Source organism: Pseudomonas sp. FP818 (assembly GCF_030687335.1).
GTDB classification, from domain to species: domain Bacteria; phylum Pseudomonadota; class Gammaproteobacteria; order Pseudomonadales; family Pseudomonadaceae; genus Aquipseudomonas; species Aquipseudomonas shahriarae.
Genome location: NZ_CP117427.1, coordinates 5,213,182 through 5,229,127 on the forward strand (window position 1 = coordinate 5,213,182; position 15,946 = coordinate 5,229,127).

A 15,946-nucleotide genomic window follows, 5' to 3' on the forward strand; every position below is an offset into this window, starting at 1 on the left:
GATTTTTGCCCTTTTTGGAGCCGTACATGCCGTTACGACCGCTGGTTTTACTCACAATGTTCAGTTTTCTGGTCGCCTGCAGCAGCGAAGCGCCAAAACCAGCCGCCCCGCAACCCACGCCGCAGCAAGAGAAAAAAATCCCCGGCCAGGAACCGCTGGGGCCATTGCCGGCCTACCAGCGTGAAGTGAGCGGCACCCTCACGGGTGTGCCCGCCGGCGCTGAAGTGGAGCTGGCACTGCTGGTGATCGACGAGCGCAGCCGCCCGCAACAACTGCTGGCCAGCAGCGTGCTGATCGGCAACAACAAACCATTGGCCTTCCGCCTGCGCTTCAACCCGCAAGCGTTTCCCGCCGGCGCCCGCGTTGAACTGCGTGGCCGCGCCAGCCAGTCCGGGCAGTTGATCCTGCACCTGCCGGCGGTGCGTATCGAGCAAGCTATCACCCAGACCACCGGGCCCCTGCAACTCGTGCGCGCCCCATGACGCCACCGCTGCACCTGCAACGGGCCTTGAGCGAACTGATCGGCGACGCGCAACTGCTGCCCTGCCCGTTGCCCGGCACCGACCTGTCGTTGTGGCTGCTGGACGCCGACAACATGGACCGCGCCTTCAGCCCCGAGGAAACCCGGCGCATCCTGCATGAGCCGCCCTACTGGAGCTTCTGCTGGGCCAGCGGCCTGGCATTGGCCCGCTACCTGGCCGCCAACCCCGAGTGGGTGGCGGGCAAGCGCGTCCTGGATTTTGGCGCCGGCTCCGGCGTGGCGGGAATTGCCGCAGTGAAAGCCGGCGCCCTGGAAGTGGTGGCCTGTGACCTGGACCCACTGGCGCTCGGCGCCTGCCGTGCGAATGCTGAACTCAATGGCGTGACCTTGGGCTATTCGGCGGACTTCTTTGCCGAAGCCGATCGTTTCGACCTGATCCTGGTGGCCGACGTGCTGTACGACCGGGCGAACCTGCCGCTGCTGGATCAATTCCTCACCCGCGGGCGCGAAGCGCTGGTCGCCGACTCGCGGGTACGGGATTTCCAGCATGCGGATTATCAGCGGCTGGGCATCCTCGAGGCGCTGACCCTGCCGGACCTGGCGGAGCCTTGGGAGTTTCGCAGGGTGAGTCTGTACCATTCACGACGCTAGGCCTCTCAGTTACAAATTTTCAGCAATAGAGTGGCTAAGACAGCGCCCGGCAGGACATGGAAAATAGCGTTCTCCCGCACGCGGCCTGGACGATCGACCTGCATGCATTTCCCCGTTTTTTCGCCGCTCAGCGCCCCTCCAAGGGCGTTGCAAAAACCTGGGCAGTTGCATAATCTGCTTGGCAATACACCCGCTATGCCTCTGGTTGCGCCAGCAACCAAGCACAAATTGTGCGGGTTTTTTATGCCTGCTGGTTTTCCAGCATGAGGGCGTTCGACAAACCAGCCCTTGATGTCCCGGCCCAGTTGGAGCTGCTCAAGTCTCGCGGCTTGATCATTGAAGATGAAACAGGCGCCCGGCGCTTCCTGCAATCGGTCAGTTTCTTTCGATTAAGCCCCTATATGCGGCCTTTCCAACAGTCGGAAGATATCGACCACCACTTCCATGCCGGCACCCATTTTCACCAGTTGGCACGACTCTACGATTTTGACCGTCGCCTGCGCCTATTGACCATGGATGCCATTGAGCGGGTCGAGATCGCCTCCCGTGCAGTCATCAGTAATCACATGGGCCCCACCTACGGCAGCCATTGGTACATCGACAGCCAGGCTTTTCACCCGACATTTGACCACCAGCGCCTGCTTGCAACGCTACACACCAGACAGTCTGTGGCGACCCGTGACTATGAACGCGAATGTTTGCGCGTCGACCGACTACACACAGACGACAATCGAAAAGACCATCTCAAGCGTCAAAGAGCCAAAGAAAGCTACGCGCGCCACTATCCAAATACCTATGACCACCCCTCTCTCATGCCGGGTTGGGCCATGCTGGAAGAGTTGACGCTGGGCGACCTCTCCCATCTCTACAAGGGCCTGGCCAAGGACGCGGATAAAAAAGCCGTTGCCAGGCGACTGGGGCTCCCCGCGCCACTGCTGCAGTCCTGGCTTCACACCTTGACCACTGTGCGAAACATGTGCGCCCATCACTCAAGAATGTGGAATCGGCAACTGGGTATTCGTCCTGAATTACCCAGGAAAGCCAACTTCCCGTGGCCAAACCATCTGCTCCAGCCAGGGCCCCATACCCGCATTTTTTCGACACTTTGCATGCTTAACCATTTGATGCATCAGATAAGCCCCCACACTCACTGGGACCAGCACCTTTATCACCTGATCAGCGACTTCCCCCACCTCAACCTAAAAGCGATGGGGTTCCCTCGTGACTGGTATCAGGACCCTTTTTGGCACGTATCTCGTGCTTGATCCTTGCGCTGCTTCCGATAGAGCCCGCCAGTCTTTATAGTTGCCCCATCCCACGCGTCATTGAGAACCTCCATGAGTGAGCCCACGCCGTACATTTTCGATGTCACCACCGCCACCTTCGACCAGGCTGTCATCGAAAATTCGTTCCACAAACCCGTGCTGGTGGATTTCTGGGCCGAGTGGTGTGCGCCGTGCAAGGCGTTGATGCCGCTGCTGGCGCAGATTGCCGAGAGTTATCAGGGCGAGTTGCTGCTGGCCAAGGTCGATTGCGAAGCCGAGCAGGATGTTGTCGCGCGCTTTGGCATTCGCAGCCTGCCGACCGTGGTGCTGTTCAAGGACGGCCAGCCGGTGGATGGGTTTGCCGGGGCGAAGCCGGAGTCTGAGATTCGCGCGCTGCTGGAGCCCCATGTGCAGATGCCGCCACCGGCTGAGGCGGACCCGCTGGAACAGGCCCAGGCGCTGTTTGCCGAAGGCCGCATCAGTGAGGCCGAGGCGGTGCTGGTGGCCTTGCTCGGTGAAGACAACACCAACGCCGCCGCGCTGATCCTCTACGCCCGCTGCCTGGCCGAACGCGGTGAACTGGGCGAGGCGCAGGCCGTGCTGGATGCGGTCAAGAGCGATGCTCACAAGGCCGCCCTCGCCGGCGCCAAGGCGCAGATCACGTTCCTGCGCCAGGCTGCCGACCTGCCGGATACCGCTGACCTCAAGGCCCGCCTGGCGCAAAACCCACAGGACGATGAAGCGGCGTACCAACTGGCCGTGCAGCAATTGGCTCGCCAGCAATACGACGCGGCGCTGGAAGGCTTGCTCAAGTTGTTTATCCGCAACCGCAGCTACTACGAAGGCCTGCCGCACAAGACGCTGCTGCAAGTGTTCGAGTTGCTGGGCAACGACCACCCGCTGGTCACGGTGTATCGCCGCAAGTTGTTCGCCGCGCTGTACTAATCAGCGATCCAACTGTACTGCGGCGTATCCCCGCCGCTGGACACCTTCACCTTGGCGCTATGGCGCAGGCGCACCAACAGGCGCTTGCCCGCCGGGGCGCTGCCGGCCAGCCCTTCGAGGCGATCCGACAACTCCAACCCGCTGAGTTGCCCGGCCTCACGCAGCAGGTCCTGGGCGGCCTGCCACAGGCTCTCGTCCTGGTTGACCGGCGCCGGGGCAGCCGGTACTTCGCCCGTCACCGGCGTGGCCGTCTGCAGGTGCATGCCCAGCCGCGCCCAATCGCTGTCGTCCAGTTCCAGGGTCAAATCCACAGGCAGCTCGCCGATGGTTCCACGAATTCGCATCATTGCTCGTCCTCCAGCACTTTTCTGACGAGCATGCTCCCATGTGCCTTGCGCAACGCCAAGCAGGCGGTCAAACTCTCGACTCTTTTGTTATAAGATCACATAACAAAATCTTCATTCACGCCCTGGAGTCTCGCTATGCGCCGCCTGTTGCTCGCTTTGCCGTTTGCCCTGTTGCCACTGGCCGCCCAGGCCGCTGACGAACATAACCACGATCATGACCATGAACATGGCAGCCTGGACGCCCACGAGCACGGTGTTGGCCGCCTGAACGCGGTGCTGGACGGCAAGGCGCTGGAACTGGAGCTGGAAAGCCCGGCGATGAATCTGGTGGGCTTCGAGCACCTGGCCACCACCGACGCCGACAAAGCCAAGCTCGCCGCCGCCCGCAAGCAGTTGGAACAACCGCTGGTGCTGTTCAGCCTGCCCAAGGCCGCCGGTTGCGTGGTCAGTAGCCAGGAGCTGGAAAGCCCGCTGTTTGGCGACAAGCCAGACGATGATCATGACCACGCCACTGATGGCAAAGGCGCGGCCGCCCATGACCATGACCATGACCATGATCACAGCGAAATCCACGCCCACTACCAGTTCACCTGCGCCAGCCCCGCGGCGCTGAAAAACCTCGACCTGGCGAACATCTTCAAGACCTTCCCCGCCACCCAGAAAATTCAGGTACAACTGATCGGCCCGAGCGGCCAGCAGGGTGTTGAAGCGACGCCTCAGGCCGCGACCCTGAAATTCTGACTCCACACGGTTGATGTAGGAGCGGGCTTGCCTGCGGTGCAGACGACGCGGTGGATCAGTGACACCGCGCCGATGCCATCGCAGGCAAGCCAGCTCCCACGGTTGACCGCGCTCTGCAGGTGATACTGAGTTCCCATGACCCAAGCACTGATCGAACTGTCCGACCTGGGCTTTAACTGGCCCGGTCACCCCCAGTTGCTGGACATCCCGGCATTTCGCCTGGAGCCAGGGGAAACCCTGTTTCTGAAAGGCCCCAGCGGCAGTGGCAAAACCACCTTGCTCGGCCTGCTGGGTGGAGTGCAGATTCCCAGTCGCGGCAGCATTCGCCTGCTGGGCCAGGAGTTGACCAAACTGTCGGCCGGCGCCCGCGATCGGTTTCGGGTCGACCACACCGGCTATATCTTCCAGCAGTTCAACCTGCTGCCGTTTCTCTCAGTCCGCGAGAACGTCGAACTGCCCTGCCATTTCTCCAAGCTACGCGCACAGCGGGCGATCCAGCGCCACGGCAGTGTCGACCAGGCCGCCGCTACCTTGCTCGCACACCTGGGCCTCAAGGACCCTGATTTGCTTGGGCGACGCGCCGATGCGCTGTCGATCGGCCAGCAACAACGGGTGGCCGCCGCCCGGGCATTGATCGGCCAGCCGGAACTGGTGATCGCCGACGAACCGACCTCGGCCCTGGACCACGACGCCCGGGAAGCCTTCCTTCAATTGTTGTTCGCCGAATGCCGCGAAGCGGGCGCCAGCCTGTTGTTCGTCAGCCATGACCAGAGCCTGGCTTCGCTGTTTGACCGCAACCTGTCGTTGGCCGAGCTTAATCGCGCCGCCACGCCGCTCGAGGTTTGAGATGTATTTGTTCCGTCTAGCCATGGCCAGCCTGGCAAACCGCCGCTTTACCGCGATCCTGACGGCATTCGCCATCGCCCTGTCGGTGTGCCTGCTGTTGGCGGTAGAGCGTGTGCGTACCGAGGCCCGCGCCAGCTTTGCCAGCACCATCAGCGGCACCGACCTGATCGTCGGCGCCCGCTCCGGCTCGGTCAACCTGCTGCTGTATTCGGTGTTTCGCATTGGCAACGCGACTAACAACATCCGCTGGGACAGCTTCGAGCACTTTGCCGCCAGCCCGCAGGTGAAATGGGCGATCCCCATGTCCCTGGGCGACTCCCATCGCGGTTACCGGGTGATGGGCACCACCCAAGCCTACTTCGAACACTACCAGTACGGCCGCAAACAAAACCTGCAACTGGCCAGTGGCCGCGCGTTTGATACCGACCCGTTTGAAGTGGTGCTCGGCGCCGAAGTGGCCGACGCCCTGCATTACAAGCTCGGCGACAAGCTGGTACTGGCCCACGGCGTGGCAGTGGTCAGCCTGGTCAAGCACGATGACAAACCCTTCACCGTGGTCGGTATCCTGCAACGCACCGGCACCCCGGTGGACCGCACGCTGCACATTAGCCTGGGCGGCATGGAAGCGATCCATATCGACTGGCACAACGGCGTGCCCGCCCAGGGCAAAGGCCGGATCAGTGCCGACCAGGCGCGCAATATGGACCTCACGCCGCAAGCCATTACCGCGTTTATGCTGGGTTTGAATAACAAGATCTCGACCTTTGCCCTGCAACGGCAGATCAACGAATTTCGCGGCGAGCCGATGCTGGCGATCCTCCCCGGCGTGGCCTTGCAAGAGTTGTGGAGCATGATGGGCACCGCAGAAAAGGCGCTGTTCGTGATCTCGCTGTTTGTGGTGCTGACCGGATTGATCGGCATGCTCACCGCGATCCTCACCAGCCTCAACGAGCGCCGTCGGGAAATGGCGATCCTGCGCTCGGTGGGCGCACGGCCGTGGCACATTGCGAGCCTGCTGATTTTCGAGGCCTTCGCCCTGGCGCTGGCCGGGGTGGTCGCGGGGGTTGGCCTGCTGTATGTGTGCATCGCCGCGTCCCGTGGCTATTTGCAGGCCAATTACGGCCTGGATCTGCCGCTCGCGCTGCCCAGCCCGTATGAATGGACGCTGCTCGCCGGTATTCTGGTCGCCGCCCTGCTGATGGGCAGCGTGCCGGCCTGGCGCGCCTATCGCCAATCGTTGGCCGATGGTCTGTCGATCCGTTTATAAGGAAGGCTTTGATGCGCCGTGCCCTGCTTGCGCTGTTACTGATGGTGGCCCTGCCCGCCTGGGCCGAGGCGCCCCGAGACTTGTCATGGCAAGAAATGATTCCGCCGGATGCTCCGGTGGAAGTGCCGAACATGACACCGCTGCACAACCTGTCGAACATGGCCGACGCCCTGGCGGCGGAAGCTGCGCCAGCGGCCAAACAGGATTTACCCAACGCGCCAGTGGTGGCCACCCTCAACGGCCAGCATATCCGCCTGCCGGGCTACATCGTGCCGCTGGAGGTCAGCGAGGAAGGCCGCACCACTGAGTTTCTGCTGGTGCCGTACTTCGGCGCCTGCATCCACGTGCCGCCCCCGCCGTCGAACCAGATCGTGCATGTGCGCAGTGAGATCGGCGTGAAGCTGGAGGAGTTGTACCAGCCGTACTGGATCGAAGGCCAGATGCAGGTCAAGCCGTCTACCAGCGAACTGGCGGATGCTGGCTATCAGATGGACGCCGAGAAGATCTACATCTACGAGTTGCCGAACTAAACCCCGCCCTCAATAGCACCGCTATTGCAATGTGGGCGCGGTGTATTTGGCTGATCGCCGTTTCATTGAGCTGAGTCAAAGGCCCGGCCGCAACGATCTTTACCATTGGACACAGCCAACTAAAAACGTCCTTTGGAGCCACTCATGCACAAGTCACTGCTCAGCGCTTCCCTCTTCGCGCTTGCACTCGCCGCCCCTATCGCCCACGCCCACGAGGCTGGCGACATCCTCGTTCGCGCCGGTGCTATCACCGTTAACCCAAAGGCCGACAGCGGCAGCGTCAAGGTTGACCAGGGCCCATTGGCCGGCACCAACCTGGGTGGCAAGGCGACCATGAGCAGCGACACGCAGTTGGGTCTGAACTTCGCCTACATGCTGACCAACCACGTCGGTATCGAGCTGCTGGCCGCCACCCCGTTCGAGCATGATGTGAAGATCAAGAACACCGCCCTCGGCGCCGCCAACGGCAAGCTCGGCACCCTCAAGCACCTGCCGCCAACCCTGAGCGTGGTGTACTACCCGCTGGACAGCAAGTCGCCGTTCCAGCCTTACATCGGTGCCGGTATCAACTACACCTGGATCTATGACGAACACGTCGGCAGCCGCGCCCAGGGCGAAGGTTTCAGCAACTTCAAGGCCGAGAACTCCTGGGGCTGGGCCGCACAGGTCGGCATGGACTACATGATCAACGACAAGTGGATGATCAACGGTCAGGTGCGTTACATCGACATCAGCACCAAGGCCACCGTCGACAACAACGCCCTGGCGGCGGGCACTCGTGCCAAGGTCAATGTGGACGTGGATCCGATGGTCTACATGGTCGGTATCGGCTACAAGTTCTAAACCCGACGTAACAAACGCCACACAACAATGTGGGAGCAGGCTTGTATGGGAGCTGGCTTGCCTGCGATAGCATCACCTCAGTGTCTTTGATAGACCGAGGTGTCTGCATCGCAGGCAAGCCAGCTCCTACACAAGCCGGGCTCCCACATATTTTTGTGTTCAGTCAGCTAGTGATGCCGGTAGAAGCGATCGAGCAACGCCGGCAGTCCCGCACGCCACGCCCGTGGCTTGATGCCGAATGTATGCAGGATCTTCTTGCAGGCCAGCACCGCATGTTGCGGCTCGTCGGCGGCATCCGGCCGCGCGGCATGGGCTTGGGCCGTCGGCGCTTCGACCGCCAGCGCATGGAAGTTACGCGCTTCGCTGAGGATCGCCTGGCCAAGGGCCACAGGCGTGGTCGCCTCTTGCCCCGCATAGTGGTAGGTGCCCCACAACGGTGCCGCACAATCGAGTTGCTTGAGCACCGAGATAATCACCCGCGCCGCATCGTCCACCGGTGTCGGGTTGCCCCGTCGATCGTCGGCCAGCAACAATTCCTCGGTTTTCTCGGCACGCGCCAGAAAACGTCCCAGCGTGCCGTCGACGCTGTCATCGAGCAACCAGCCAAAACGCAGCAGCACATGCTGCGGGCAGGTAGCGCGCACACTCTGTTCAATGCGCCATAGCGCCTGGCCACGCAGGCCCAGGGGCACCGGCTCGTCTTTTTCGCTGTAGGCGGTGGCGCGCGAGCCATCAAACACCCGGTAGCTGGAAGGTTGCAGCAGCGTGATGCTGTGGTGCTGGCACAATTCCGCCAGGCGCTCGACGGCGGATTCCTGCCCGGCCAGGCGAACCTCGTTCACGCTCTCGGCCTGGAACCAGTCGAAATAATAGGCGAGGTTGATCAAGGCATCGGGACGGGTGTCGTCGAGCAACTGGGTAAGGCTGGCGGCATCCCAGCCGTCTTGGGGCGGGCGCGGGGCGAGGAAACCGATATCTTCCTCCGCACCGAGGCGAATCAGCGATTGCCCGAGAGCATTCCCGCCGCCCAGTAACATAAGGCGCATTCGCATAGATTGAGCAGGCCCGGTCTGTTTGGAACGATGGCTAGTATCGACAGGCGGTGACGCCATGCCGTAGGTGTTTGCCAGAATCGTTGCATTTTGCGGGTTTGTAGCGCAACCGTCACTTACTAAGTGGCTTTGGGCAGCGCGCCCTCCTCCTCAATCTGCGCCACACGCTGCGGCAAAAGCACCGGCTGTGGATAAGTTTGCGCGAAGTGTACTGCGGGGCAGTTATCCACAAGCTTTTTCAGACGCTGGTTGAAAGCGCGACTGACCGCGTACTGCCCACCAGACACCGCACGGAACTGCGCCGTCAGGACCACGCCATTGAGGTCCATCTTATCGACCCCAAACACTTCCAGCGGGCCTTGCAGGTTGTACTTGAGGAACACATCGTCGCGAATCGACTGCCCGGCTTCGCGGATCAACGCCACGGCCCCGTCCCCGTCGGGGTCATAGGTGAACTGCACCGAATGCAAAAAGCCCTTGCCGTCGCGCAGGTGCAGGGTGCGGATGGTCAGGCCATGGATGTGCCGTTTGTAGGACCGTCGAAACTTTCCTTCGAACACCACAGTCAGCCATTAACGAACGGAGGCCACTGCCCCGCCAACCCACGGGAGCCACCATGGCTGTGATTCCAGAATGGGTGCCTGTCACGCCCAGCGCTGCCATCACCCGCTTCAAGGTGCTGACGGTCAATACTCACAAGGGCTTCACTGCCCTCAATCGACGCTTCATCCTGCCGGAATTGCGCGAGGCGGTGCGCGGCGTGGCTGCCGATGTGGTGTTCCTGCAGGAGGTGCATGGCACCCATGAGCACCACCCGCGCCGCTACAGCAACTGGCCGAGCATGCCGCAGTACGAGTTTCTCGCCGACAGTATCTGGCCGCAGTTCGCCTACGGGCGCAACGCGGTGTACCCCCATGGCGACCACGGCAATGCATTGCTGTCGAAATTCCAGATCATTCGCTATGACAACCTCGACATCTCCCAGAGCGGTCACGAAAGCCGCGGGCTGTTGCATTGTGTGTTGCGCCTGCCCGGCACCGGCCGGGAGGTGCATGCCATTTGCGTGCACCTGGGGCTGCGCGAGGTTCACCGCCAACAGCAGTTGAAACTGCTGGCGCAGCGGATCGCCGAGATCCCCGGCGAAGCACCGTTGATCGTCGCCGGCGACTTCAATGACTGGCGCCAGCAGGCCGACCTGAGCCACAGCGGCCTGCAGGAAGTGTTCGTGCAAGCCCACGGCAAACCGGCCCGTACGTTTCCGGCGCGCCTGCCACTGCTGGCACTGGACCGCATTTATGTGCGCAACCTCAAGGTCCATCAGCCGCAAGTGCTGACAACTCGCCCCTGGTCGCACCTGTCGGATCACGCGCCGCTGTCGGTGGAGATTGAATTATGAACGGCGCCGTGGAACACATCGCCACCGATCAGCCACCAGATGACACCAGGGCCAGGGATCTGGACTACGCCTGGCAGCCCGGCAACCAGGTGGAGTTGCTGGAAAACGGTGAGGCGTACTTCCCCAAGGTGTTCGAGGCCCTGCGCCAGGCTCGCCAGGAAATCCTCCTGGAGACCTTTATTCTGTTCGAGGACAAGGTCGGTCATGAACTGCACGGGATTCTGATCGAGGCCGCACAGCGTGGGGTGAAGGTGGTGGTCAGCCTTGATGGCTTTGGCTGTGGCGAACTGAGCCCGGGGTTTCTCGGCGAGCTGGCACAGGCCGGGGTCACGGTGCAGATGTTTGACCCGGCGCCCAAGACCCTGGGGTTTCGCACCAACTGGTTTCGCCGCTTGCATCGCAAGATCGTGGTGGTAGATGCCACGGTGGGGTTTATCGGCGGGATCAATTTTTCCGCCGACCACCTGGCGGACTTCGGGCCCGAGGCCAAGCAGGATTATGCGGTGCAGGTGATCGGGCCGGCTGTGGCCGACTTGCATCACTTTGCCCTGGCACAAAGCGGGCGCCCGGTGCGTACGCGGCGTGGCTGGCGACGTCAGCAACGGCCTGCCTGGGCTACAGAGGAAGGTGATGGCCTGGTACGCCTGATCTACCGCGACAACCTGCAACACCGCTCCGATATCGAAGAAGCCTACCTGCACGCCCTGCGCCACGCCCGCCAGCGCGTGGTGATCGCCAATGCCTATTTCTTTCCCGGCTATCGTCTGCTGCGCGAACTGCGCAATGCCGCGCGGCGTGGGGTGCGGGTGCAACTGATCATGCAGGGCCAGCCCGATGTGCTGCTGGCCAAGCTGGCGGCTCGCATGCTCTACGACTACCTGCTCAAGGAAGGCGTGGTGATCCACGAATATTGCCAGCGCCCGTTGCACGGCAAGGTAGCCCTGGTGGACGAAGCCTGGAGCACCGTGGGCTCGAGCAACCTCGACCCGTTGAGCCTGTCGTTGAACCTGGAAGCCAACGTGCTGATTCATGACCGGGGGTTCAATCAACAGTTGTTCGAGCGCCTGGAAGACTTGAGCCGCAACCACTGCAAGACCATGCCGGAAAACCGTACCCCACGCGGCTGGTTATGGCGGGTGACCGTGGGGTTTGTGGTGTTCCATGTGCTGCGGCATTTCCCGGCCTGGACCGGCTGGTTGCCTGCCCATAAACCGCGCTTGAAACCCTTTGTCCATGACCGGAGCCAGGACCATGAGCCAAGCCCACACGGCTGATGCCAGCCCCCGCGGTTTCAAGCGCTGGAAGAAACCGCTGACCATCGCGTTCTTTCTGCTGCTGATCGTGCTCTTCACCCTGCTCGCCCGGCGTATCGACTGGAGCGAGGTGTTCGACACCCTCGGCGACTTCAAGCTGCGCACCTTGTGGATCGCCGCCGGGCTGACCTTGTGCAGTTTCCTGGTGTATGCGTGCTTTGACCTGATCGGCCGCACCTACATCCGCCAACCCTTGCGCTGGAAGCAGATCCTGCCGGTGGGCATCATCAGCTATGCGTTCAACCTCAACCTCAGCGCCTGGGTCGGCGGGATTGCCATGCGCTATCGGCTGTATTCGCGGCTGGGGGTGAGCAACGGCAATATCGCAAAAATCCTCGGCTTGAGCCTGGCCACCAATTGGTTTGGCTATATGGCCCTGGCCGGCGTGGTGTTCAGCAGCGGCCTGGTGACGATGCCGCCGGGCTGGAAGCTCAGTAGTGGCGCGCTGCAAGGAGTTGGCGTGTTGCTGATCGTTGCGAGCCTCGGCTATCTGGCTGCGTGTCAGTTCTCGAAGAAGCGCGCCTGGTCGATTCGCGGGATCGAGATCAACCTGCCGTCGCTGCGCATGGCGTGCCTGCAACTGGCGCTCGGCGCGTTGAACTGGTCGCTGATGGCGGCCGTGATTTTCACCTTGCTGCCGGCGAAGCTGGACTACCCGCTGGTGCTGGGGGTGTTGCTGATCAGCGCGATCGCCGGGGTGCTGACGCATATTCCGGCCGGCCTTGGCGTGCTGGAAGCGGTGTTTATCGCGCTGCTGCAACATGAAGCGTCACGGGGCAGCCTGCTCGCCGGATTGATTGCTTACCGGGCGATCTATTTTATTTTGCCACTGCTGGTAGCGCTGCTGATGTACCTCACGGTGGAGGCGAAGGCCAAGGCCTTACGGGTGAAGAAAACACCCGCGTGAAACCCGTCATCAGGATTGGATGATGCTCAAGCGCTCGCCCACCACCATCTCGGTGATCCAGTCCACCAGGATCGAGGTGTAGGCCTGCTGGGACACCGGGTCGCTCAAGGAGTGATCGCCACCGTCGATGATCCGGTGGGTCAGCGAATGGGTCTGCTGGCATGCAGCCCGGTAGCTCATGATGGTGGCGTGGGGCACGTGGTCATCGGTTTCCGATTCGACAATCAACACATCACCGGTAAACGCCGCACAGGCGTGCAATGCGCGATTGCTCTGGGCGTGTACCAGGGTGCTGCGGTAATCCATCAAGTCGACTTTATCCAGGTCGCGCTTGGGCGTGTGCCATTCCTGGTCGCGGTACAGCGCCGGTACCCGCAGCGCCAGCCAGCGCACCGGGCGCAATGACGTGAGGATCGCCGCCAGGTAGCCGCCATAACTGGTGCCCACCACCGCTACCGCCGAGGTGTCGATGGCCGGGTGCGCCAGCAATCGATCATAGGCCGCCAGCAAGTCCCGCAGGTTGTCTTCGCGGGTGACCCGCGACAAGGGGATGCCGTTGCCCGCGTGCCCGCGCAGATCAAAGGTCAGGCACACGCAGCCCAGGCCGGCGATACCTTTGGCCCGTTCCAGGTCCCGTTCCTGGCTACCGCCCCAGCCATGCACAAACAACACACCCGGCACTTTTGATTTGGGGCTGAGGAAGGTCCCGCTCATCTGTTCGTCGTCGATATCAATGGTGATGGTTTCGCTTCTAGCCGTCATAAGGTTGGACCGTTACGTACTTGAGAAGAAAGTCGCCGTGCTCTGCCGGGCCGCGATAGATCTCGATCGCATGGGCGGGCAGTGGCTGGTCGATATAGGTTTCGACGGACGACACACGAATCGCGCGCAGGCCGGGATCATTGATAAAACTCTGCAGCGCCGCGACCTCGGCGCTACTGGCACCGCCCATGCGCCAGGACTGCTCCAGCACCCCGCTGCGGCGCGTGCCTTGGCTGTCCAGGCCCTGGGCGATATCGTAATTGCGCCGCGAGGCATAAAACCCAGGATAGGCTTCATCGGCGGCGTTATCGAACACTTGTGCCTGCTCGATGGCCAGGCGCACGTCATCCTCCAGCGCCAGGGCCAGCAACGCGTCGTAATACCCCGGTACCACCAGCAGGTTGGAGCCGCCATAGACCGCTTCGCCCTGCCCGTCTTGGGTCAGGTATTGCTCGCCGCAGTAACTGAATACACGACCGCCAATAAAGCTCTGGCCGACACTGTGGGTGACGACCTCCTGTAAATCCTGCTCCAGTACTACGCCTTGAGTGAACAGCTCTGGCATGTCCGGGCGGGCGAGGATCAGCTCCAATTGCTTGAGGCTTTCGATCACCTCCTGACCACGACCGGCACAGGCATGCACCGGCTTCAGGCGAATCGGCCCACTGTCCAGCAACTGTGTGGCGGCGATGCGGGCATCCTCCATGGCAAACACGCTCAAGCCATCGAGGACCACCCCGCGTACCCGCTCGGCAAACAGCGGCGACCAACCCTCGGGGGCCACTGCATCAGGGGCGTGCAGGCCATGGGTGATGGCTTTGGTGCAGATAAAATCGTGGTCCACATAACCGCCCCACAAGTCCTCCGGCCCCTTCACGCCCAGGCTCAGTGCCTGGGCCGCGCCTATCAGGGTCTGGGTTGGCAGCAGGTAAAGATCGGCGGGGGCATGCAGGTCGGCGCTGTAACTGGCGCCGTAGTCGAGCCCGAGGATCTGCGCCAGCCAACGGGCCAGGGCGCGGTTGGTTTCCACTTCGTGCAACGGTGCATCGGGCCGGACCGAGTGCGCCACTACGGCTTTTTTGCGGTTGGTCGGGGTCATGCGTCCCCCTTGGGCAAGGCTTGCAGGTGTGTAGTGCAAGGGTTGCAGGGATCAGGCCAAGGCGCAGTCGGGGCAAAGGGTTGGCGGATCAAGTGGTTAGGGGGCAAGCAGTAGCATTTGGCCTGCATCATTCTGCACGACGGGCCGAGCAAGGTCCGGCGTTCTGCACGATCCAGGGCGCTGGGGCGATTAAAAATATGGGCTTGTCCGCGATAGCGGTCTATCAGTGAGTACCGCTCTGACTGGTCCACCGCTATCGCGGGCTAGCCCTAATGCCAGTCAGTTAAACGCAGATCCCCTGTGGGAGCGGGCTTGCTCGCGAAAGCGGTGGGTCAGTCAACATCAATGTTGGCTGGGCCGACGTCTTCGCGGCGATGCGGCGATCCGACAAGCCCGCTCTCACATTTGATCCTCACTGCTTTGAGCATTGCGTTCGCTTAACTGATCGGCATTAGGGCAAGCCCGCTCGCACATAGGGGGTTGGCGTGTTCGGGATTCAGGTCGGGGCCCTGACGCCGAATCGGTTGCGGTAATCACTGGGCGCAAGGCCGGTGATTTTTTTGAAGATCCCGCGAAAGGCGCTGGGGTCCTGATAGCCCACGGTCCAGGCAATCTGATCAATGGTGGTAGTGGTGAACTCCAGCATCTGTCGCGCCTTGCCCACCCGCAGGTGCTGACAGTACTCGGTGGGTTTCAGGCCGGTGGCAGTGCGAAACCGGCGCAGGAAGGTGCGCTCTTCCAGGCCCGCGGCCTGGGCCATCGCCGCGAGGGAGACATCCACCGCGCCACTGGCCTGTAACGCGTGCTGGACCTTGAGAATGGCTGCGTCGCCATGGCCGAGGATCGGCGCAAAATTGCTGCCGCACTGGCTGGCGCTGTCACTGTGCTCAATCACCAGAAAGCGCGCGGTGTCGGCGGCGATGCTCGGGCCCATGAGGCGGTCGACCAGGCGCAGGCCCAGTTCGGACCAGGCCATCAGCCCGGCAGTGGTAATCAGGTCGCCATCATCGACGATAGGCTTGTCGGCCTCCAGGCGCACCGCAGGAAAACGACTGGCGAAGGCGCTGGCCGAAGACCAGTGGGCAGTGGCGCTACGCCCATCGAGCAAGCCGCTGCGCGCCAGCATGATCGAACCGATGCACACACCTCCCAGCACGGTGCCGGCCGCATGTTGCTGACGCAGCCAGTGCAACAGCGCGGGCGGCGCCTGTTCTTCGCAAAATTCGCCAATCGACGGCGGCACCAGCACGGCCATCAACGGTTGATCGGGGCCCGGCTGGCTGTCAAATGCCCGAACCGGCGTACCCTCTGCATTAACCTGCCAGTGGCTGACACGCAGCAAGGGTAGCTGCTGGCTCTGATGCTCGGCGGCGATACGATTGGCGACGCCGAACAGGTCGGTCAAACCGTGTACTGCCGCCATCTGCGCGCCACGGTAGATCAGCACGCCGAGCTCGACGATCGCGCGTTCCACAGCCATTGTCAGTTTTCCCCCTGTTAT

General features: G+C 62.1%; 17 protein-coding genes and 1 pseudogene. 12 read left to right on the top strand and 6 right to left on the bottom strand.

The features are described from left to right. The first annotated feature begins 26 nt into the window (after positions 1-26). The 4 genes from PSH80_RS23720 (at position 27) to trxA (ending at position 3,342) form a co-directional block, all read left to right on the top strand. Positions 27-482 carry a YbaY family lipoprotein gene (locus tag PSH80_RS23720; RefSeq protein WP_057438965.1) on the top strand — a complete coding sequence of 152 codons (456 nt, stop codon included), beginning with the start codon at positions 27-29 and terminating at the stop codon, positions 480-482. Further along, on the top strand, positions 479-1,132 hold the full coding sequence (locus PSH80_RS23725; RefSeq protein ID WP_057960747.1) for a methyltransferase: 654 nt from the start codon (positions 479-481) through the stop codon (positions 1,130-1,132). Before PSH80_RS23720 ends, PSH80_RS23725 begins: the two co-directional genes overlap by 4 nt. A 263-nt stretch (positions 1,133-1,395) precedes the next feature. Next, complete coding sequence (locus tag PSH80_RS23730) at positions 1,396-2,397, top strand: Abi family protein (protein WP_057960748.1); 1,002 nt, start codon at positions 1,396-1,398, stop codon at positions 2,395-2,397. 72 nt (positions 2,398-2,469) lie between these two features. Continuing rightward, a complete protein-coding gene (gene trxA, locus PSH80_RS23735) occupies positions 2,470-3,342 on the top strand; it encodes a thioredoxin (protein ID WP_186625001.1) in 873 nt (290 codons plus the stop codon). On the opposite strand, the gene PSH80_RS23740 is transcribed toward trxA, so the two are convergent. After that, positions 3,339-3,689: a hypothetical protein gene (locus PSH80_RS23740; protein ID WP_115129107.1), complete on the bottom strand. Its 351-nt coding sequence runs from the start codon at positions 3,687-3,689 to the stop codon at positions 3,339-3,341. The two genes, trxA and PSH80_RS23740, sit on opposite strands and share 4 nt — an antisense overlap. A 135-nt stretch (positions 3,690-3,824) precedes the next feature. On the opposite strand from PSH80_RS23740, the gene PSH80_RS23745 reads away from it, so the two are divergent. From PSH80_RS23745 to PSH80_RS23765, 5 genes are all read left to right on the top strand, one after another. Beyond that, positions 3,825-4,430, top strand: a complete 606-nt coding sequence (locus PSH80_RS23745) for a DUF2796 domain-containing protein (protein WP_057960751.1) — start codon at positions 3,825-3,827, stop codon at positions 4,428-4,430. A 135-nt stretch (positions 4,431-4,565) separates the two neighbouring features. Further along, positions 4,566-5,276: an ABC transporter ATP-binding protein gene (locus tag PSH80_RS23750; RefSeq protein WP_057960752.1), complete on the top strand. Its 711-nt coding sequence runs from the start codon at positions 4,566-4,568 to the stop codon at positions 5,274-5,276. A 1-nt stretch (position 5,277) separates the two neighbouring features. Then, the gene (locus tag PSH80_RS23755; protein ID WP_057960753.1) at positions 5,278-6,543 is read left to right on the top strand and encodes an ABC transporter permease; all 1,266 of its coding nucleotides are present in this window, start codon (positions 5,278-5,280) and stop codon (positions 6,541-6,543) included. An 11-nt stretch (positions 6,544-6,554) separates the two neighbouring features. Continuing rightward, entirely contained in the window at positions 6,555-7,073 is a 519-nt protein-coding gene (locus PSH80_RS23760) for a DUF3299 domain-containing protein (protein WP_057438962.1), read from the top strand. Between the two features lie 144 nt (positions 7,074-7,217). Further along, on the top strand, positions 7,218-7,916 hold the full coding sequence (locus PSH80_RS23765) for an OmpW family protein (RefSeq protein WP_057960754.1): 699 nt from the start codon (positions 7,218-7,220) through the stop codon (positions 7,914-7,916). 167 nt (positions 7,917-8,083) lie between these two features. Here PSH80_RS23765 and PSH80_RS23770 read toward each other — a convergent pair whose 3' ends face one another. Next, positions 8,084-8,968 carry a sugar nucleotide-binding protein gene (locus PSH80_RS23770; RefSeq protein WP_198817886.1) on the bottom strand — a complete coding sequence of 295 codons (885 nt, stop codon included), beginning with the start codon at positions 8,966-8,968 and terminating at the stop codon, positions 8,084-8,086. Positions 8,969-9,087: 119 nt separating this feature from the next. Then, positions 9,088-9,489: pseudogene (locus tag PSH80_RS23775) on the bottom strand (mechanosensitive ion channel protein); the annotation flags it as partial. A 95-nt stretch (positions 9,490-9,584) separates the two neighbouring features. Here PSH80_RS23775 and PSH80_RS23780 point away from each other — a divergent pair. From PSH80_RS23780 to PSH80_RS23790, 3 genes are read left to right on the top strand one after another with little or no spacing between them, the layout of a single operon-like run. Beyond that, positions 9,585-10,364, top strand: a complete 780-nt coding sequence (locus tag PSH80_RS23780; RefSeq protein ID WP_128593462.1) for an endonuclease/exonuclease/phosphatase family protein — start codon at positions 9,585-9,587, stop codon at positions 10,362-10,364. Then, complete coding sequence (gene clsB / locus PSH80_RS23785) at positions 10,361-11,638, top strand: cardiolipin synthase ClsB (protein WP_198817888.1); 1,278 nt, start codon at positions 10,361-10,363, stop codon at positions 11,636-11,638. The genes PSH80_RS23780 and clsB overlap by 4 nt, the downstream gene beginning before the upstream one ends. Beyond that, complete coding sequence (locus PSH80_RS23790; protein WP_057960757.1) at positions 11,616-12,584, top strand: lysylphosphatidylglycerol synthase domain-containing protein; 969 nt, start codon at positions 11,616-11,618, stop codon at positions 12,582-12,584. Before clsB ends, PSH80_RS23790 begins: the two co-directional genes overlap by 23 nt. Positions 12,585-12,593: 9 nt before the next feature. Here the strand turns inward: PSH80_RS23790 and PSH80_RS23795 are convergent, their stop codons facing one another. From PSH80_RS23795 to PSH80_RS23805, 3 genes are all read right to left on the bottom strand, one after another. Beyond that, positions 12,594-13,346, bottom strand: a complete 753-nt coding sequence (locus PSH80_RS23795) for a S9 family peptidase (protein ID WP_057960758.1) — start codon at positions 13,344-13,346, stop codon at positions 12,594-12,596. Further along, a complete protein-coding gene (locus tag PSH80_RS23800; protein WP_198792004.1) occupies positions 13,336-14,445 on the bottom strand; it encodes a DUF3182 family protein in 1,110 nt (369 codons plus the stop codon). The genes PSH80_RS23795 and PSH80_RS23800 overlap by 11 nt, the downstream gene beginning before the upstream one ends. A gap of 496 nt (positions 14,446-14,941) precedes the next feature. Then, on the bottom strand, positions 14,942-15,925 hold the full coding sequence (locus tag PSH80_RS23805) for a GlxA family transcriptional regulator (protein WP_057960760.1): 984 nt from the start codon (positions 15,923-15,925) through the stop codon (positions 14,942-14,944). Positions 15,926-15,946: the final 21 nt, after the last annotated feature.